The following is an 18,626-nucleotide window of genomic DNA, read 5'->3' on the forward strand; positions in this document are numbered from 1 at the left end:
ATCCAAAGGCTGCGCGGTGCCGTAGTTGCCGGGCAAACTAGGTAAAGCTCCAGGTCGAGTCGAGAGCCCCTTCGCCTGCCGAGACAAAAGGTGGCCATATGCTTCCATTTGGCCACACGTTGCAGAATCTCCGGGCGGGATCTCCGCCCGCCCTGCACCGAAATTGCCCGGCGCCGTCGTCTTACAGGATGAAACGCGACAAATCCGTGTTTCTGGACAGGTCGCCGACATGCTTCTCCACATAGGCAGCGTCGACCGTCACCGACGTGCCGTGGCGGTCCGGCGCGTCATAGGAGATCTCGTCCAGCACCCGCTCCATCACCGTCTGCAGCCGCCTGGCGCCGATGTTCTCGACGCTGGCGTTGAGATCGACGGCGATGCCGGCCAGCGAATCGATGGCGTCGTCGGTGAAGACGAGATCGACGCCCTCTGTCTTCATCAGAGCGATGTACTGTTTGATCAGGCTGGCCTCGGTCTCGGTCAGGATGCGGACGAAATCGTCCTTCTCCAGCGCACGCAGCTCGACGCGGATCGGCAGACGGCCCTGCAGTTCGGGCAGCAGGTCGGACGGCTTGGCAACGTGGAACGCACCCGATGCGATGAACAGGATGTGGTCCGTCTTCACCGGTCCGTATTTGGTCGCGACCGTGGTGCCCTCGACCAGCGGCAGCAGGTCGCGCTGCACGCCTTCGCGGGAAACGCCGGCGCCCATGCCACCCTCGCGCGAGGCGATCTTGTCGATCTCGTCGAGGAAGACGATGCCGTCGTTTTCGGTCGATTCGAGCGCCCTGCGCACCACCTCGTCCTGGTCGAGCAGCTTGTCGGACTCGTCGCCGACCAGCAGCGCGTAGGATTCCTTCACCGTGGTCTTGCGCGTCTTGGTCTTCTGGCCGCCCATCGCTTTCGACAGCATGTCGTTGATGTTCAGCACGCCGATGTTGGCGCCCGGCATGCCGGGGATCTCGAAGCCGGGCATGCCGCCGGTGCCGGTGTCGCTCACTTCGATCTCGATTTCCTTGTCGTCGAGCTCGCCGTCGCGCAGCTTCTTGCGGAAACTGTCGCGCGTGGCCGGGCTCGCCGTCTTGCCGACGAGCGCTTCCAGCACACGTTCCTCGGCATTGATATGGGCCCGCGCCTTGACATCCTCGCGCATCTTTTCGCGCACCAGCCCGATGGCGATCTCGACCAGGTCGCGGATGATCTGCTCGACGTCGCGGCCGACATAGCCGACCTCGGTGAACTTGGTCGCCTCGACCTTGACGAACGGCGCACCGGCAAGGCGTGCCAGGCGGCGCGAGATCTCGGTCTTGCCGACGCCGGTCGGGCCGATCATCAGGATGTTCTTCGGCATCACCTCCTCGCGCATCTGGCCTTCGAGCTGCTGGCGGCGCCAGCGGTTGCGCAAGGCGATGGCCACGGCGCGCTTGGCATCCTTCTGGCCGATGATGAAGCGATCGAGTTCCGAAACGATTTCGCGGGGCGAGAATGTGCTCATATCACTAAATTCCACTTTGCCACTGCCGGATGGACTCGAACGGATGCAGCAGCATGATCACGTTGAGCGTCAGATTGTCCCTGATGATGTAGCCGACACCGAATTCGAAGATGAGGGCGAGGGTCACGATCACCCATATAGGAAGCTTGCGCGCCATCACAAATCCCAGCACCATCGCCAGCGTGTCCGCCACCGAATTGATGATGCTGTCGCCGTAGTAATCCAGGGAAATTGTGCCGGCGCGATAGCGCTCGATGATCAAAGGGCTGTTCTCGAGAAGCTCCCAGCCACCCTCTATGACAACCGCGAATGCTAGCCTGAGCCCGATCGGCGAGCGTGGGAACAGAAACCACGCCAGCGCATAGAACAGGAAGCCGTGGATGATGTGCGAGAATGTGTACCAGTCGGAGATATGCTGGGAATTTTCCGAGCTCTGCACGATGCCGTGCCATAGCTTGACATAGCCGCAGGTGCAGATCGGGGTTCGTCCCATGGCGTAGAGGGCCACGGCTTGTAAGATGACCAGGCCGAGGACGAGCAGAAGCCCCATCCGCCAGCTGTCTTCATAGGCCGAGACGGTCTTGTCGGCGCCGGTTGTGCTCATGCTGTTACTGCCCCTCTTCGATGTCGTCCTCTTCGGCATCGCCCTCTCTGGCATCGCCCTCTTTGGCATCGCCCTCTTTGGCATCGCCCTCTTTGGCATCGATTGCCATCAGCACGGCGTCGCCATATTCCGACTGCCTGCGACCGATAGCCCGGAAACCGGCCTTTTCATAGGCGCGGATGGCTCGTCCGTTTGCCGGATCCGGATCGATGATGACGCGCGGCGCCCCTTCCTCGAACAGCTGCTCCACGAACTGCCGGACAATTGCCGATCCGTGGCCGCGTCCCACAAGCTCAGGCCTGCCGATCGACAGATCGATACCGAGCGTGCCGAACGGCTGGTCGCTATAGGGATGACCGTCCTCAAGATGCGGGTCGTAGCTCTGCATGTAGCCGATCGGCTCGCCGTCGAGCTCGACGATCAGCGGTTCGACGGAAATGCTGTCGATGTGCTCGCGGATTTGCGCGATCTCGCTCTCGGGATCATCCCACCACTCCGCGACATGCGGCTCGGCCAGCCATGCCGCGATCATCGGCAGGTCCGCCTCCGTCACCGGCCGAAAATCATACAGCACGGCTGGGTCAGCCGGCATCGAGCGTTTCGATGACGAAGTTGTTGTTGGTGTAGACGCAAATGTCGGAGGCGATCTGCATCGCCTTGCGGGCGATCTCCTCGGCATCCTTGTCGGAATCCATCAAGGCGCGCGCCGCGGCCAGCGCGTAGTTGCCGCCCGAACCGATCGCCATGACGCCATGTTCGGGTTCGAGCACGTCGCCGGTGCCGGTCAGCGCCAGCGAGACCGACTTGTCGGCAACCAGCATCATCGCTTCCAGCCGGCGCAGATAGCGGTCGGTGCGCCAGTCCTTGGCGAGCTCGACGCAGGCCCGCGTCAATTGATCCGGATATTGTTCGAGCTTGGCTTCCAGCCGCTCCAGAAGGGTGAAGGCATCGGCGGTGGCGCCGGCGAAACCGGCGATGACGCTGCCGCCCTTGCCGATGCGGCGAACCTTCCTGGCGTTGCCTTTCATGATGGTCTGGCCGAGACTGACCTGGCCGTCGCCGGCGATCACCACCTTGCTGCCCTTGCGCACCGTCACGATGGTCGTGGCGTGCATGGTCAGTTCATCAGACATTTTGTGCTCCGATCAGCACCGATCCCGAAGGCGATTGGCGCGTTACGAGTGGACTTGATCGGCCATATGTATGCATAGGTCCGATGATTGCAAACCGGTCATCCGCCGGGCTCGATACCGCTTGGCATGGCAACTGGCAATCGCCGGATCATGCTGCTAGAAGGCTCTCGTTTTCAAGCACATGAACGCTTGGAGTGAACTCTGGACAAGGATGAGGTCATGCCGCCCCGTTCCGCCGAAGCAAGCCGCAAGACCAGGGAAACCGATATCTCCGTATCGGTCCAGGTCGACGGCTCGGGAAAATCCGATATTACGACGGGCGTCGGCTTCTTCGACCATATGCTGGACCAGCTTTCGCGCCATTCGCTGATCGACATGACGGTCAAGGCCAAGGGCGATCTGCACATAGACGACCACCACACCGTCGAGGACACCGGCATCGCGCTCGGCCAGGCGCTGGCCAAGGCGCTGGGCGAGCGGCGCGGCATCATGCGCTATGCCTCGGTCGACCTCGCCATGGACGAGACGCTGACACGCGCGGCGATCGACGTCTCCGGCCGCCCCTTCCTCGTCTGGAACGTTGGGTTCTCGTCGCCGAAGATCGGCACGTTCGACACCGAACTGGTGCGCGAATTCTTCCAGGCCTTGGCGCAGAATGCCGGCATCACATTGCATGTCACCAACCACTACGGCGCCAACAATCACCACATCGCCGAGACCTGCTTCAAGGCTGTGGCCCGCGCGCTGCGCTTCGCGCTTGAAAGCGACCCGCGCCAGCCGGACGCGGTTCCTTCCACCAAGGGATCTCTGAAGGGATAGCCTGATGGCCATCTACGTCGTGATGGAACCGCCGGGCCACGGCGAAAAGCCTGACACAACGACCTTTGTCCGTGATGGGTTTTCCTGGCTCGGCTTCCTGGTGCCGCCGCTGTGGCTGCTCTGGCACCGGTTGTGGGTCGAGGCAGCACTGGCCTTTGTCGCCATGGCGGTTCTTTCGGTGCTTGCCGAAAGACTGAACCTTGGGCTGGCCGGCTCGCTTTTGTCGCTGCTGGTATCGCTCTATGTCGGGCTGGAAGGGCAGGCCTTGCGGATTGCCGCACTGCGCCGCCGTGGCTGGCATGAATGGGGCGTCGTCGAGGCCGACAGGCTCGACGACGCCGATACGCGCTACATGCTTGAAGCCGAAGCGCACCCGGATGAGCAAGCGCCCGCGCAACGCATCGTTCCGGACGCAGCCCTTGCCCGGCCGTCGCAGACGGGCATGGCGCTGGGGCTGACCCATACGCCGGGGAGGCCCTGACATGCGGGTCGCGATCATCGACTATGGTTCGGGCAACCTGCGCTCGGCCACCAAGGCCTTCGAGCGCGCCGCGCATGAAGCCGGCATCGCCGCCGCCATCGACCTGACCGCCGATGCCGAGCGTGTCAGGACCGCCGACCGCATCGTCCTGCCCGGCGTCGGCGCCTATGCCGATTGCGCGGCCGGGCTGCGCGCCGTGGCGGGCATGTGGGAAGCGGTGGAGGAGGTCGCGATCGTCAAGCGGCGGCCGTTCCTCGGAATCTGCGTCGGCATGCAGCTGATGTCGGAGCGGGGCCTGGAGAAGACCGTCACAAAAGGCTTTGGCTGGATCGCCGGCGACGTCAAGGAGATCGCCCCGGCCGATCCCGCGCTGAAGATCCCGCAGATAGGCTGGAACACGATCGAGCTCATCCGCAAGCATCCGCTGTTCTCAGGCATTCCGACCGGTGCCAAGGGGTTGCATGCCTATTTCGTCCACTCCTACCATCTCGACGCGCAGAAGCCGGACGAGGTGCTGGCGATTGCCGACTATGGCGGTCCGGTGACGGCCGCCGTCGCCCGCGACAATCTCGTCGGTACGCAGTTCCATCCCGAAAAAAGCCAGGCGCTTGGCCTGGCGTTGATCACCAATTTCCTGCGCTGGAAGCCTTAAGGTTTCAAAAGGGGAAAAAATCATGAGCAAGAAAGGCTACTGGATGGCGATGGTCGATGTGACCGACCCTGAGGTCTACAAGCAATATATCGAGGCGAACGCTGCGGCCTTTGCGAAATATGGCGCGAAGTTTCCCGTTCGGGCCGGGCGTTACGCGAACCCGGAAGGGCCGACGGGCAATCGCCATGTCCTGGTGGAGTTCGAGACCTACGACAAGGCGATAGAATGCTACGAATCGCCTGAATATCAAGCGGCCTTGAAGTACAGGCTTGCCGCCTCGACCGGTCACTTCGTCATTGTCGAAGGCGCTTGAACGGTGATCCTGTTCCCGGCCATCGACCTCAAGGACGGCAAGTGCGTGCGCCTGAAACACGGCGACATGGCGACCGCGACGATCTACAATGACGATCCCGCCGCGCAAGCCGGAGCCTTCGAAGAACAGGGCTTCAAGTGGCTGCATGTCGTCGACCTCAACGGTGCGTTCAAGGGCCAGAGCGTCAACAGCGCGGCGGTCGGCGCGATCCTCAAGGCGACGACGAACCCGGTGCAGCTTGGCGGTGGCATCCGCACGCTGGCGCAGATCGAGGACTGGCTCGACCGTGGGTTGGCCCGCGTCATTCTCGGTACGGTGGCCGTGCGCGATCCCGATCTGGTCAGGCAGGCCTGCGCGGCATTCCCGGGCAGGATCGCCGTCGGCATCGACGCCAAGGGCGGCAAGGTGGCGGTCGAGGGCTGGGCCGAGGCCTCGAGCCTCGGCGTCATCGAACTGGCGAAGAAGTTCGAGGGCGCCGGCGTCGCCGCCATCATCTACACCGACATAGACCGTGACGGCGTGTTGACCGGCATCAACTGGGACGCGACGATCAGTCTCGCCGAGGCCGTATCGATCCCGGTCATCGCCTCTGGCGGCCTGGCCTCGATCGCCGACATCGTACGCATGACCATGCCCGATGCGCGAAAACTCGAAGGCGCCATCTCCGGCCGCGCGCTTTATGACGGGCGTATCGATCCGGCTGAGGCGTTGGCGATATTGGCGGCGGGATCGGAGAAGGCGAGGGCGCGATGAAACTCTCCATCATCCTCGCACCCTATGACAGCGGCCTTTACCATGCCGGCTTTGGCCAGGGTCCCGATGCCATCATTGCCGGCGGCCTTGTCGATGAACTTGCCTTGCGTGGCCACGATGTCGTCGTCGAGGACATCGGCGAGGTCGGCGATGCCCAGAAACGCGAAATCGCGACGGGCTTCGCTGTTTGCAGGGCGGTCGCGGCGAAGGTCGATCTGGCCCGCGACGATGAGCGGTTTCCCATTGTGCTCACCGGAAATTGCCTGACCGCTGCCGGTGCGGTGGCTGGCGATGCCGCGGATTCGATCATCTGGATCGATCAGCATGGCGATCTCAACACGCCCGAGACGTCCGCCTACGGCTTCCTCGACGGCATGGCGCTGGCGACGACACTGGGGCTCTGCTGGCGCCCGATGACGTCGGCGATCCCCGGCTTCCAGGCGATAGACCCGTCACGATGCATGCTGGTCGATGCGCGCGATCTCGACCCCGACGAAAAGCGCCTGCTGGACACATTGCCGATTATTCGCACCCGATGTTCCGATGCGCCGGACGCTGTCGGAAAGCTGAAGGCGGCCGGCGCGGTTCGTGCCCATCTGCATCTGGACCTGGACGTTCTCGATCCGGACGTGCTGCAGGTGAATCGCTACACGAAATCAGGCGGTCCAAATCCGGATCAGCTGCGGCAACTGGTTTGCGGGCTGGCCAGGTCGATCCCGATTGCCGGCGTCACCCTGTCCGCCTACGATCCGGCATTTGACGCCAAGGGTGAGGTTCCGCCTGTCGTCGGGCAATTGCTTGGCGATCTTCTTGCAGCGATCGAGAGAACCTGATGCTCAAAGCCCGCGTCATCCCCTGTCTCGACGTCAAGAACGGCCGCGTCGTCAAGGGCGTCAACTTCGTCGACCTGGTCGATGCCGGCGATCCGGTCGAGGCGGCAAAGGCCTACGACGCCGCCGGCGCCGACGAGCTGTGCTTTCTCGACATCACCGCTTCGTCCGAAAATCGCGAGACCATCTTCGACATCGTCGCCCGCACCGCCGAACAATGCTTCATGCCGCTGACCGTCGGCGGCGGCGTGCGTCAGGTCGCCGACATAAGAAAGCTGCTTCTGGCCGGCGCCGACAAGGTGTCGATCAACACGGCGGCGGTGAAAAATCCCGATTTCGTCGCCGAGGCGGCCGACAAGTTCGGCAACCAGTGCATCGTCGTCGCCATCGACGCCAAGAAAGTGTCGGGCGAAGGCGAGGCCGACCGCTGGGAGATTTTCACCCATGGCGGCCGCGAGAAGACCGGCATCGACGCTGTCGAGTTCGCTCGGCGGATGGTCGATCGCGGCGCCGGCGAGATCCTGCTGACGTCGATGGATCGCGACGGCACCAAGGCCGGCTACGACATTGCGCTGACCCGTGCTGTCGCCGACGCCGTGCGTGCGCCGGTCATCGCCTCTGGCGGCGTCGGCACGCTCGATCACATGGTCGAGGGCATTCGCGACGGCCATGCGGGCGCGGTGCTGGCGGCGTCGATCTTCCATTTCGGCACGTACAGCATTGCCGACGCCAAGGCGCATATGGCCCGCGCCGGCCTGCCGATGCGGCTGGACTCACTAGGCGATCGGCTCTAAACGGCGCCATGGCTGAGTTTTCGCTCTCCGATCTGGAGACAATCATCAGGGAACGCGCGCATTCCGGCGATCCGGATTCGTGGACGGCAAAGCTGTTCGCGCGCGGCATGGACAAGGCGGCGCAGAAGCTCGGCGAAGAGGCGGTCGAAACGGTGATCGCGGCCGTTGGGGGTGACAGACAAGCCCTCGTTTCGGAAAGCGCCGATCTCCTCTATCATTGGCTCGTCGTTCTGGGTGTCGCCGGCATTCCGCTTGCCGATGTCCTGGCCGAACTCGAACGCCGCACCGGTCGTTCGGGCATCGCCGAAAAGGCGTCTCGGCAGGACCGGGGCTGACCGCTGCGGAGGGCAGAAAACTCGATGGACCAGCTCGCCCCTACCGAGAAATATTCGCCCTTTCGTTTTTTCTCGGCGGAGCAATGGTCGCAATTCCGCGCCGACACGCCAATGACGCTCGGCGAGGACGAGATCCGTCGCCTGCGTTCGCTCAACGATCCGGTCGACCTCGAGGAGGTCAAGCGCATCTATCTTTCGCTGTCGCGGCTTTTGTCGGCCCATGTCGAGGCGAGCCAGCTTCTGTTCAGACAGCGCCAGGCGTTCTTCAACGCGGTGGATATCGTCAAAACGCCCTTCATCATCGGCATTGCCGGCTCTGTCGCGGTCGGCAAATCGACCACGGCGCGCGTGCTCAAGGAATTGCTGGCGCGCTGGCCGTCGAGCCCCAAGGTCGATCTGATCACCACCGACGGCTTCCTGCTTCCCAACGAGATCCTGCGCCGCAACAATCTGATGGAGCGCAAGGGCTTTCCCGACAGCTACGATGTCGGCGCATTGCTGCGGTTCCTGTCGGGCATCAAGTCGGCGCAGCGCAATGTCCGCGCGCCGGTCTATTCGCACCTGACCTACGACGTCGTTCCCGGCGAGTTCCAGACCATCGACCGGCCGGATATATTGATCTTCGAGGGCATCAACGTCCTACAGCCGGGCAAGCTGCCGAAGGACGGCAAGATCGTGCCTTTCCTGTCGGATTTCTTCGATTTCGCGATCTATATCGATGCTGAAGAGGAGCTGATCCATCATTGGTACATCGCCCGCTTCATGCGGCTGCGCGAAACCGCCTTCCGCGATCCGGACTCCTTCTTCCACCGCTATTCGCAACTTTCGCAAGATGCGGCCCGCGCCATTGCCGAAGGCCTGTGGGCCAACATCAACCTGAAGAATTTGCGCGAGAACATCCTGCCGACGCGGGCGCGGGCGGATCTCATCCTGCGCAAGGGCGCCAACCATCTGGTCGAGGAAGTGGCGCTCAGGAAGCTGTAACAGGATAGAGCGGCGTTTCGACTTGAAACTCCGCTGCTCTAGCCAGGATAGGTCACCCGCCGCAGCGTCAGATTGATCCGTCCGCCATTCCTGAGCAACGCCGAGGTCGACGGATAGATGCGGTCGACACCGTGGAAACAGAGGCGGCCTTCGCCACCGAGCACAACGACGTCGCCGCTTTTCAGCCTGAACGATTTGGTGCCGCCTTCGCGCGTGCTCTGGCCGACCCTGAACAGGCAATCGTCGCCCAGTGAAACCGAGACGACCGGCGCGGAGAAGTCGATCTCGTCGCGGTCTTGATGAAGGCCCATCTTCGCGTCCGGCGAATAGAAATTGACCAGGCAGGCCTCCGGCGGATGTTGATAGGCGGACACGTCCCGCCACAGCTCCAGCAACGCGTCGGGGATCGGCGGCCATGGCATCCCGGTCACCGGGTGCGTCGGCTGGTAGCGATAGCCGTGCTCCTTGTCGGTGACCCAGCCGAGCGAGCCGCAATTGGTCATGCGTACGCTCATCTCCTTGCCGGTGCGCGGCATGGCCGGCACGAACAGGGGAGCCTCCCGTACGACCCGCCTCACATCTTCGACCAGCGCTTCCTGCATGGCGCGCGACAGATAGCCGGGCATGTGGCGGACGCCTTTGGGCAGAACGAGCATCAGATTGGTCGCTTCATCCTCATCTGGCAAGAATGCCACCATCAAATGAAAACGGCGACCCGAAAGCCGCCGTTGTCGATTGACCCTCCCGATCTAGTCAGGCTTGATCGAGATCCGGTATGCGCAGGACCTGCCCCGGATAGATCTTATCCGGGTGGGTCAGCATCGGCTTGTTGGCTTCGAAGATGATCGAGTTCTTCGCGCCCTTGCCCTTGCCATAGCTCTTTTCGGCGATCTTCCAGAGGTTGTCGCCTTTCTGGACCGTATAAAAGGTCGGTTCCTTGGCCGCGGTTGCGGGCGTGCCGGATTCAGGCGCGGCGACCTGCAATTCGTCCGCCTGCACCTTGGACACGCCGAGCGTGTTGCCGACGGCGATGACCGCTTTTTCGAAGATCGATTGATCCTTGACCACGCCTTTCAGGACAGCCGTATCGCCCTTGACCACGACTTCCACATTGTCGGTGCCGAGCGCGTGCGAATCGAGCTCCTTCTTGAGCGTATCGGCGGTCGGCTCCGGCTCGTCGTCGCCGAAGCCGAGCTTCTTGCCGACGCCCTTGACGAAATCAAACATGCCCATGTGCGGTCTCCTTGCTGTGGCGAATACCGAACTTGCCACCTGCAACCCTGAATTGGAAGCCGCTTCGTTGTGTTGACGACCTAATCGTCGTTCACCCGGCCGCGCAGTTTCTTGATGGTGCCGCGCCCGGCCTTGGTCTTCAGCCGCCTTTCGACCGCGCCTTTCGACGGCCTCGTCTTCTTGCGCGGCGGTGGCGGTGGTTCGGCGGCCCTGGCGACCAGTTCCGCAAGCCGCGCCCGGGCGTCCGCCCGGTTCTGCTCTTGTGTGCGGAAGCGTCCGGCCTCTATGACGATGACGCCGTCCTTGGTGGCGCGCTGGCCGGCCAGCTTTATGGTTCGCTCGCGGACGCGCTCCGACAGGCCCGCTGCATTGGCGGCATCGAAGCGCAGCTGCACCGCCGTCGCCACCTTGTTGACGTTCTGGCCGCCCGGGCCGGACGAGCGGATGAAGTCCTCGTGCAGGTCATCCGGATGGATCACCGCATCGTCGGCAATGATGATCTTGTCGTCGGCATTCATGCCGCAGTCATGGCGCGGCGGATGAAAAAAGAAAAGGCCCGATCCCCAGGTCGGGCCTTCCCGATCCCGGTCCGGGCCTTGAGGTGCTGCATATCCAGCCGGCGATTATTCCGCTGCTTCGCGCATGCGCGGCGCGGCGCCGAGCACAATGGCGTCGACATGAGGCTCGAATTTCTCGAAGTTGACGGCGAACATGCCGACCAGCCTCGCCGCCTGCAGGTCATAGGCTGATGTGTCGGCCCATGTCGATCTCGGATCGAGAATGGCACGATCGACGCCCGCAACCGCCACCGGCACATCGAAACCGAAATTGGCGTCGGTTCGGAAATCGGCCCCTTTCAGCGAGCCGTCGAGTGCGGCGGCAAGCAGCGCCCGAGTCGCCTTGATCGGCATCCGCTTTCCGGTGCCGTAGGCGCCGCCGGTCCAGCCGGTGTTGACCAGCCAGCAATCGACGCCGTGATGGGCGATCAACTCGCGCAGCAGATTGCCGTATTCCGACGGATGGCGCGGCATGAACGGTGCGCCGAAACAGGTCGAAAACGTCGCTTCGGGGTCGGTGACGCCCTTTTCGGTCCCTGCCACCTTGGCGGTGTAGCCGGAGAGGAAATGATACATCGCCTGCGCCGGGGTCAGCCGTGCGATCGGCGGCATCACGCCGAATGCGTCGGCGGTCAGCATGATGATGTTCTTCGGATGACCGGCGCGGCCCGTCTTGCTGGCGTTGGGGATGAAGTGAAGCGGATAGGCGCAGCGCGTGTTTTCGGTGAGGCTGCCGTCGTCGAAATCCGGCACCTGGGCCGCGTTGAGCACCACATTCTCCAGCACCGTGCCGAAGCGCCGGGTGGTGGCGAAGATCTCGGGCTCGGCTTCGGCCGAAAGCTTTATCGTCTTGGCATAGCAGCCGCCTTCGAAATTGAAGATGCCGTGCGGACCCCAGCCGTGCTCGTCGTCGCCGACCAGCGTGCGCGACGGATCGGCCGACAGCGTCGTCTTGCCGGTTCCCGAGAGGCCGAAGAAGATGGCTGCGTCTCCATCAGCGCCTTCATTGGCCGAGCAATGCATCGGCATCACGCCCCTCGCCGGCAACAGATAGTTGAGCATGGTGAACACCGACTTCTTCATTTCGCCGGCATAGGAGGTGCCACCGATCAGCACGATCATGCGCGAGAGGTCGACGGCGATCACCGTTTCGGTGCGGGTGCCGTGGCGGGCGGGATCGGCGCGGAACGACGGCAGGTCGATGATCGTCATGTCGGGCACGAAATGCTCAAGCTCGGCGGCTTCCGGACGAATGAGCAGATTGCGGATGAACAAGGAGTGCCAGGCAAGCTCCGTGACGACCCTGGTCGGCAGCTTCAGGTCCGCGTCGGCGCCGCCGACGAGATCCTGCACATAAAGATCCTTGTCCGCCGCATGGGCGCGAAAATCGGCGAGCAGCGTGTCAAACTGGGCCGGCGAAATCGCCTTGTTGTTATCCCACCACACATGCGGCCCGGTGGTCTCGTCGCGCACGACGAATTTATCCTTGGGCGAGCGGCCGGTGTGCTGCCCGGTCTCGGCAACGAGCGCGCCATGTGCGGTGAGCCGGGCCTCGCCGCGGCGGATCGCTTCCTCGTAAAGACGGGCTACGCCGAAATTATAGCGCACCGCGCCCGTGGTCTTCAGGCCGATTCGATCGATCGCCCATGTGGGATTGCGTTTGCCGGCTTCCGACATGAGGGTTCCTTCTTCGTTTTGCAGCATCCTGGCCGGCGAACTTCCGGAGCCCCCATGAAGGAGACTATAAGGGTCAGAACCAGAAAAACCAAATGATATCAAATCATTAATCGATTTAAATATTTTGAAAGTTGTTTAAATCGTTTATATATGCAAAAAGTCAGGCGGTTGCCCAAAGGATTGGCGGTCTTTATCAGTCCAATCCATGTCGAGGTGAGATTGTGGCCGCCGGCATGCCGCTCAAGATAGCGGACGGAGCCTGTGCCACATTTTGTACCTAATTTGTCCTGCAAAAGCCCCTTCTCGACCAAAGAAGGGACAGATCAATGAGGGAGCCGCTTGAAATGGCAACAATCGCGCTTGTCGATGACGATCGCAACATTCTGACTTCGGTGTCGATCGCCCTCGAGTCGGAGGGGTACCGCGTCGAAACCTACACGGATGGGGCGTCGGCGCTGGAAGGCCTGACGGCCCGCCCCCCGAATCTCGCCATCCTCGACATCAAGATGCCGCGCATGGACGGCATGGAGCTCCTGCGCCGGATGCGTCAGAAATCCGACCTGCCGGTGATCTTCCTGACGTCCAAGGATGACGAGATCGATGAGCTTTTCGGCCTCAAGATGGGCGCCGACGACTTCATCCGCAAACCCTTCTCGCAGCGTCTTCTGGTCGAGCGGGTTCGCGCCGTGCTGCGTCGTGCCAGCGCCCGCGAGGCGTCGGCCAAGACGCCCAACCAGCAGGCCCGTTCGCTCGAGCGCGGCCAGCTTGTCATGGACCAGGAGCGCCATACCTGCACCTGGAAAGGCGAGCCGGTGACGCTTACCGTCACCGAGTTCCTGATCCTGCATTCGCTGGCCCAGCGTCCCGGCGTGGTAAAAAGCCGTGATGCGCTGATGGATTCGGCCTATGATGAGCAGGTCTATGTCGATGACCGCACCATCGACAGTCACATCAAGCGGCTTCGTAAGAAGTTCAAGGCCGTCGATGATGACTTTGAGATGATCGAAACCCTTTACGGAGTCGGATACCGGTTCCGCGAAGCGTGAATAGGCAGTAGGCAGTAGGCAGTAGGCAGTAGGCAGTAGGCAGTAGGGAATAGTCGGTAGTCAGTTGAATGGTGCGAACGGCCACTCATGCATCGCCGCGATCTCTGCCAACCTTTCTCTATTCCCTACTCACTACTCACTACTCACTAATTACTAAGCAGGGGCTGCTATTCGATGGCAGTGGACGTAGAGCGAGTGAGACGGACGGGCGCCCGGCGCCCGTCTCGGATTCTGCCCGCATTCCTGTCGAGAATCACGGTGCCGATGCGCCGCTTTCTCGGCCACCATATCTTTTCCAGCCTGACGCGGCGCATTCTCTTCCTCAACCTCGCCGGCCTAGCCGTCCTGGTCACAGGCATTCTCTACCTCAACACGTTTCGCGACGGGTTGATCGATGCCCGCGTCGAGAGCCTGATGACCCAGGGCGAGATCATCGCCGGCGCGATCGCGGCGTCGGCGACGGTCGAGACCGATTCGATCAGGATCGATCCGGAAAAACTGCTTGAAATGCAGGCCGGCGAAAGCCTGGGTCCCGGCTCCGACCAGCTCGACAATCTGGATTTCCCGATCAATCCGGAGCGCGTCGCGCCGGTGCTCCGGCGGTTGATTTCGCCGACGCGGACGCGCGCCCGCATCTATGACCGCGACGCCAACCTGCTGCTCGATTCCCGCCACCTCTATTCGCGTGGCCAGATCCTTCGCTACGACCTGCCGCCGGTCGACGAGGAAGAGCCCGACCTCCTGGAGCGTATCCAGAAATTCGTCTTCGATTTCTTCCGCAACACCGCGCTGCCGGTCTACCATGAACAGCCGGGCGGCAATGGCGCTGCATTTCCAGAGGTGGTCAAGGCGCTTACCGGCAGCCCGTCGACCATCGTGCGGATCTCCGAACAGGGCGAGCAGATTGTTTCGGTCGCCGTGCCGATCCAGCGCTTCCGCGCCGTCCTCGGCGTGCTGATGCTGTCGACGGAGGGCGGCGACATCGACAAGATCGTCGCGGCCGAGCGCAAGGCGATCCTGCGTGTCTTCGGCATTGCCGCCCTTGTCACCGCCATCCTGTCGATGCTGCTCGCCTCGACCATAGCCAACCCGCTGCGCCGGCTGTCGGCGGCGGCGGTCAGGGTGCGGCGCGGCGTCAAGAACCGCGAGGAAATCCCGGACTTTTCCGACCGGCAGGACGAGATCGGTAACCTGTCGATCGCCGTGCGCGACATGACCAATGCGCTCTATGCCCGCATCGAGGCGATCGAAAGTTTCGCGGCTGACGTTTCGCACGAGTTGAAGAACCCGCTGACCTCGCTACGCAGCGCGGTAGAGACCCTGCCGCTGGCCAAGAACGACACGTCGCGCAGCCGCCTGATGGATGTCATCCAGCACGACGTCAGGCGGCTGGACCGTCTCATCACCGACATTTCCGATGCCTCCCGTCTTGACGCCGAACTCGCGCGGGAGGACGCGGGAACCGTCGATCTGAAGAAATTCATCACCGATCTGATCGCCGTTTCGCGCACGGCGACGCGCAACAAGAAGACGGTCGAGATCGAGTTCAAGGTCGCCAAACCGCCGCAGGGCGTCAAAGGCTACTTCGTCGCCGGCCATGATCTGAGGATCGGCCAGGTCATCACCAATCTGATCGAGAATGCCCGCTCCTTCGTCCCCGAGGAGCGCGGCCACATCACTATCTCGCTGGCGCGCGCCGGCAAGGTCAACATCATCACCGTCGACGACAATGGTCCCGGCATAAGGGCCGACAATATCGATCGCATCTTCGAACGCTTCTACACCGACCGACCGGCCGGCGAGGCGTTCGGCCAGAATTCGGGCCTTGGCCTGTCGATATCCAGGCAGATCGTCGAAGCCCATGGCGGCACGCTGACCGCCGAGAACATCCCGGGGACCAAACCCGGCGAGATCAAGGGCGCGCGCTTCGTTGTCACGCTGCCTGCCGAAGGCTGATTTGTGAAGGCTGAAAACATTCACGGCACGGCGCTCCTGATCGGCGAGCGCGGCGTCCTCGTCACCGGGCCGTCCGGCTCGGGCAAGACCACGCTGGCGCTGACGCTCCTGGATCATTGCCGCGCGCGCGGGCTGTTTTCGCGGCTGATCGGCGACGACAGGCTGCTCGCCGCGGCCTGGGCCGGGCGGCTGGTCTGTCGCGTGCCGGCGACCATCGCCGGTCTCGCCGAAGTGCCTGGGTTCATGCCGCGCCCGCTGCCGTTCGAGCCGGGTGGAGTGATCGACCTGCATGTCCGGCTGGTGCCGAAGGCAGAAATGGCCCGTTTCCAAGAGGAAATCAGCGAACCGGTGGCAGGCTGTCCGGTGCCGCGCATCGACCTTGCCGAGCGCAACGCCATCACGGCCCTGCCAGCGGTGATGGCGCGGCTGTCGATTGCACCTTTTTTATGATCCGGTTCCGGTTTTTTGCTGCAATGCGTCAAAATGGCCCGGGCTTGCGCAATTTTGGACTTGTCAACGCGTCTTGCGTCGACAAGATAGCGCTCCCGCCGCCTGCGATGGCTGGCGAGCATAAAATGCGGCTGTGAAGCGGCAATGACGGGAGCCACCAAAGAATGATCGGACTCGTGCTTGTAACGCACGGTCAACTGGCCGCCGAGTTCCGCCATGCCGTGGAACATGTCGTGGGGCCACAAGACAATTTCGCGACCGTCGCGATCGGCGCCGACGACGATATGGAGCAACGCCGCAGCGACATCGTTGACGCCGTTGCCCGCGTCGACACGGGGGCGGGCGTCATCGTTTTGACCGATATGTTCGGCGGCACACCTTCCAATCTCGCCATTTCGGTGATGGAATCCGGTCGTACCGAGGTCATTGCCGGCATGAACCTGCCGATGCTGATCAAGCTGTCCAGCGTTCGCAAGGGCGACAACATGACGGCAGCGCTGGACGAGGCGCAGGCGGCCGGCCGCAAATACATCAACGTCGCCAGCCAGCTTTTGAGCAGCAAATGAAGGCGGTGTCGGCCAAGAAGGATCACATCGTCCGGGAGTTTCCAATCGTCAACCAGCGTGGCCTGCATGCCCGCGCCTCGGCGAAGTTCGTTCAGGTTGCCAGCGGTTTCGACGCCTCCGTCCATGTCGAGAAGGACGGCGTCAAGGTCGGCGGCACCTCGATCATGGGGCTCATGATGCTGGCGGCGAGCCCCGGCTATTCGATCCGCGTCACCGCCAGCGGCCCGGAGGCTGAGCAGGTCATCGACGCGCTGGAGCAGCTCGTCGCGTCCCGTTTCGGCGAGGAGTCGTGACGGCCTCTTAAAGACATGCACGGATAAAGATTTCTTTATATCCCATTGTCGTCCGGCCGGCGATCTGCTAGTCAGGCCGGCACTCGCGTCCATCGACACGCCTTCCGGGCGCACCCAAAAACAATTTCGCATCGGAGCACTGCCATGACGGGTAGCAAGGACTATGTGGTCGCCGACATTTCACTTGCCGGCTGGGGCCGCAAGGAAATCGAGATCGCCGAAACCGAGATGCCGGGTCTGATGGCCTGCCGCGAGGAATTCGGCAAGGCGCAGCCGCTCAAGGGCGCGCGCATCACCGGCTCGCTGCACATGACCATCCAGACGGCGGTGCTGATCGAAACGCTGAAGGCGCTCGGCGCCGATATCCGCTGGGCCTCCTGCAACATCTTCTCGACCCAGGATCATGCGGCCGCGGCAATCGCCGAGGCTGGCATTCCGGTCTTCGCCGTCAAGGGCGAGACGCTCGAGGACTATTGGGTCTACACCGACAGGATATTCCAGTGGGCGGACGGCGGCACGTCCAACATGATCCTCGACGATGGCGGCGACGCCACCATGTACATCCTGATCGGTGCGCGTGCCGAAGCCGGCGAAGACGTGCTCTCCAATCCGGGCAGCGAGGAGGAAGAAATCCTGTTTGCCCAGATCAAAAAGCGCCTGAAGGCCTCGCCCGGCTTCTTCACCAAGCAGAAGGAAGCGATCCGCGGCGTCACCGAAGAGACGACAACCGGCGTCAACCGGCTCTACCAGTTGCAGAAGAAGGGCCTGCTGCCCTTCCCGGCGATCAACGTCAACGATAGCGTGACCAAGTCGAAATTCGACAACAAGTATGGCTGCAAGGAATCGCTGGTCGACGGCATTCGCCGCGGCACCGACACGATGATGGCCGGCAAGGTCGCGGTCGTCTGCGGCTATGGCGACGTCGGCAAGGGCTCTTCGGCGTCGCTCAAGGGCGCCGGCGCCCGCGTCAAGGTCACCGAGGTCGATCCGATCTGCGCATTGCAGGCGGCGATGGACGGCTTCGAAGTCGTCACGCTCGAGGATGCCGCCCCGACCGCCGACATCGTCATCACCACCACCGGCAACAAGGATGTCGTCACCATCGACCATATGCGAGCGATGAAGGACATGGTGATCGTCGGCAACATCGGTCACTTCGACAACGAGATTCAGGTAGCGGCGCTGCGCAATCTGAAGTGGACCAACATCAAGCCGCAGGTCGACATGATCACCTTTCCGGACGGCAAGCGGATGGTCCTGCTGTCGGAAGGTCGCCTGCTCAATCTCGGCAACGCCACCGGCCATCCGAGCTTCGTCATGTCGGCGTCCTTCACCAACCAGGTGCTGGCCCAGATCGAGCTGTATACCAAGCCCGGCCAGTATCAGAACCAGGTCTACGTCCTGCCAAAGCATCTCGATGAAAAGGTCGCGCGGCTGCATCTCGATAAGCTCGGCGCCCGGCTCACCGAACTGTCCGGCGAACAGGCCGCCTATATCGGCGTGACCCCGCAGGGACCGTTCAAGCCGGAACACTACCGCTATTAACCTCAACTAAAATTACCACTAGATATTGATGCCGGGCGATTGACTTTTCGCCCGGCTTTATTTTTGCGCTGATTGATTCTTCACGCCGATTCGCGCAAGCGCTATGGTGC

Annotated in this window: 23 protein-coding genes; 15 read left to right on the top strand and 8 right to left on the bottom strand. The window is 62.5% G+C overall.

From position 1 onward, the window contains the following. Positions 1-181: 181 nt before the first annotated feature. Genes hslU through hslV form a run of 4 tightly spaced genes read right to left on the bottom strand, consistent with a single transcriptional unit; the run spans position 182 to position 3,232 of the window. Positions 182-1,495: an ATP-dependent protease ATPase subunit HslU gene (gene hslU, locus E5X88_RS10980; RefSeq protein ID WP_292161250.1), complete on the bottom strand. Its 1,314-nt coding sequence runs from the start codon at positions 1,493-1,495 to the stop codon at positions 182-184. Between the two features lie 4 nt (positions 1,496-1,499). Beyond that, positions 1,500-2,099: a DUF2585 domain-containing protein gene (locus tag E5X88_RS10985; protein ID WP_292161251.1), complete on the bottom strand. Its 600-nt coding sequence runs from the start codon at positions 2,097-2,099 to the stop codon at positions 1,500-1,502. 4 nt (positions 2,100-2,103) lie between these two features. Further along, the gene (locus E5X88_RS10990; RefSeq protein WP_292161252.1) at positions 2,104-2,691 is read right to left on the bottom strand and encodes a GNAT family N-acetyltransferase; all 588 of its coding nucleotides are present in this window, start codon (positions 2,689-2,691) and stop codon (positions 2,104-2,106) included. Further along, on the bottom strand, positions 2,681-3,232 hold the full coding sequence (hslV, locus tag E5X88_RS10995) for an ATP-dependent protease subunit HslV (RefSeq protein ID WP_292161253.1): 552 nt from the start codon (positions 3,230-3,232) through the stop codon (positions 2,681-2,683). Before hslV ends, E5X88_RS10990 begins: the two co-directional genes overlap by 11 nt. A gap of 219 nt (positions 3,233-3,451) precedes the next feature. On the opposite strand from hslV, the gene hisB reads away from it, so the two are divergent. The 9 genes from hisB to coaA are packed head-to-tail and all read left to right on the top strand — an operon-like array spanning position 3,452 to position 9,193. Further along, complete coding sequence (gene hisB / locus E5X88_RS11000; protein ID WP_292161254.1) at positions 3,452-4,051, top strand: imidazoleglycerol-phosphate dehydratase HisB; 600 nt, start codon at positions 3,452-3,454, stop codon at positions 4,049-4,051. Positions 4,052-4,055: 4 nt separating this feature from the next. Further along, the gene (locus E5X88_RS11005) at positions 4,056-4,532 is read left to right on the top strand and encodes a DUF2628 domain-containing protein (RefSeq protein ID WP_292161255.1); all 477 of its coding nucleotides are present in this window, start codon (positions 4,056-4,058) and stop codon (positions 4,530-4,532) included. Between the two features lies 1 nt (position 4,533). Then, positions 4,534-5,184, top strand: coding sequence for an imidazole glycerol phosphate synthase subunit HisH (hisH, locus tag E5X88_RS11010; RefSeq protein WP_292161257.1), 651 nt, complete (start codon positions 4,534-4,536; stop codon positions 5,182-5,184). Positions 5,185-5,206: 22 nt separating this feature from the next. Beyond that, positions 5,207-5,497, top strand: coding sequence for a DUF1330 domain-containing protein (locus tag E5X88_RS11015; RefSeq protein WP_292161258.1), 291 nt, complete (start codon positions 5,207-5,209; stop codon positions 5,495-5,497). 3 nt (positions 5,498-5,500) lie between these two features. Next, the gene (gene hisA, locus E5X88_RS11020) at positions 5,501-6,250 is read left to right on the top strand and encodes a 1-(5-phosphoribosyl)-5-[(5-phosphoribosylamino)methylideneamino]imidazole-4-carboxamide isomerase (RefSeq protein ID WP_292161259.1); all 750 of its coding nucleotides are present in this window, start codon (positions 5,501-5,503) and stop codon (positions 6,248-6,250) included. Further along, the gene (locus E5X88_RS11025; RefSeq protein ID WP_292161260.1) at positions 6,247-7,083 is read left to right on the top strand and encodes an arginase family protein; all 837 of its coding nucleotides are present in this window, start codon (positions 6,247-6,249) and stop codon (positions 7,081-7,083) included. Before hisA ends, E5X88_RS11025 begins: the two co-directional genes overlap by 4 nt. Next, a complete protein-coding gene (hisF, locus tag E5X88_RS11030) occupies positions 7,080-7,874 on the top strand; it encodes an imidazole glycerol phosphate synthase subunit HisF (RefSeq protein ID WP_292161343.1) in 795 nt (264 codons plus the stop codon). The genes E5X88_RS11025 and hisF overlap by 4 nt, the downstream gene beginning before the upstream one ends. Positions 7,875-7,882: 8 nt before the next feature. Then, complete coding sequence (locus E5X88_RS11035) at positions 7,883-8,209, top strand: phosphoribosyl-ATP diphosphatase (protein WP_292161261.1); 327 nt, start codon at positions 7,883-7,885, stop codon at positions 8,207-8,209. 24 nt (positions 8,210-8,233) lie between these two features. Further along, positions 8,234-9,193, top strand: a complete 960-nt coding sequence (gene coaA, locus E5X88_RS11040; protein WP_292161262.1) for a type I pantothenate kinase — start codon at positions 8,234-8,236, stop codon at positions 9,191-9,193. Positions 9,194-9,231: 38 nt separating this feature from the next. Here coaA and E5X88_RS11045 read toward each other — a convergent pair whose 3' ends face one another. The 4 genes from E5X88_RS11045 to E5X88_RS11060 form a co-directional block, all read right to left on the bottom strand. Then, entirely contained in the window at positions 9,232-9,849 is a 618-nt protein-coding gene (locus E5X88_RS11045) for an alpha-ketoglutarate-dependent dioxygenase AlkB (RefSeq protein WP_292161344.1), read from the bottom strand. A 97-nt stretch (positions 9,850-9,946) separates the two neighbouring features. Continuing rightward, positions 9,947-10,426 (bottom strand): peptidoglycan-binding protein LysM, encoded by a 480-nt coding sequence (gene lysM / locus E5X88_RS11050; protein WP_292161263.1) that lies wholly within the window; start codon positions 10,424-10,426, stop codon positions 9,947-9,949. A gap of 80 nt (positions 10,427-10,506) precedes the next feature. Further along, on the bottom strand, positions 10,507-10,944 hold the full coding sequence (arfB, locus tag E5X88_RS11055) for an alternative ribosome rescue aminoacyl-tRNA hydrolase ArfB (protein ID WP_292161264.1): 438 nt from the start codon (positions 10,942-10,944) through the stop codon (positions 10,507-10,509). 105 nt (positions 10,945-11,049) lie between these two features. Next, positions 11,050-12,660: a phosphoenolpyruvate carboxykinase gene (locus E5X88_RS11060; RefSeq protein WP_292161265.1), complete on the bottom strand. Its 1,611-nt coding sequence runs from the start codon at positions 12,658-12,660 to the stop codon at positions 11,050-11,052. Between the two features lie 344 nt (positions 12,661-13,004). Between E5X88_RS11060 and E5X88_RS11065 the strand changes: the two genes are divergently transcribed. The 6 genes from E5X88_RS11065 (at position 13,005) to ahcY (ending at position 18,516) form a co-directional block, all read left to right on the top strand. Beyond that, the gene (locus tag E5X88_RS11065) at positions 13,005-13,706 is read left to right on the top strand and encodes a response regulator transcription factor (RefSeq protein ID WP_292161266.1); all 702 of its coding nucleotides are present in this window, start codon (positions 13,005-13,007) and stop codon (positions 13,704-13,706) included. 174 nt (positions 13,707-13,880) lie between these two features. Then, on the top strand, positions 13,881-15,662 hold the full coding sequence (locus E5X88_RS11070; RefSeq protein ID WP_292161267.1) for a sensor histidine kinase: 1,782 nt from the start codon (positions 13,881-13,883) through the stop codon (positions 15,660-15,662). 3 nt (positions 15,663-15,665) lie between these two features. Next, on the top strand, positions 15,666-16,112 hold the full coding sequence (locus E5X88_RS11075; protein ID WP_292161268.1) for an HPr kinase/phosphorylase: 447 nt from the start codon (positions 15,666-15,668) through the stop codon (positions 16,110-16,112). 164 nt (positions 16,113-16,276) lie between these two features. Continuing rightward, positions 16,277-16,678 carry a PTS sugar transporter subunit IIA gene (locus E5X88_RS11080; protein ID WP_292161269.1) on the top strand — a complete coding sequence of 134 codons (402 nt, stop codon included), beginning with the start codon at positions 16,277-16,279 and terminating at the stop codon, positions 16,676-16,678. Further along, complete coding sequence (locus tag E5X88_RS11085) at positions 16,675-16,971, top strand: HPr family phosphocarrier protein (RefSeq protein WP_292161270.1); 297 nt, start codon at positions 16,675-16,677, stop codon at positions 16,969-16,971. The genes E5X88_RS11080 and E5X88_RS11085 overlap by 4 nt, the downstream gene beginning before the upstream one ends. A gap of 144 nt (positions 16,972-17,115) precedes the next feature. Beyond that, positions 17,116-18,516 carry an adenosylhomocysteinase gene (ahcY, locus tag E5X88_RS11090; protein WP_292161271.1) on the top strand — a complete coding sequence of 467 codons (1,401 nt, stop codon included), beginning with the start codon at positions 17,116-17,118 and terminating at the stop codon, positions 18,514-18,516. The last annotated feature ends 110 nt before the right edge of the window (positions 18,517-18,626 follow it).

It is taken from the genome of Mesorhizobium sp. (genome assembly GCF_004962245.1).
Lineage (GTDB): Bacteria > Pseudomonadota > Alphaproteobacteria > Rhizobiales > Rhizobiaceae > Mesorhizobium.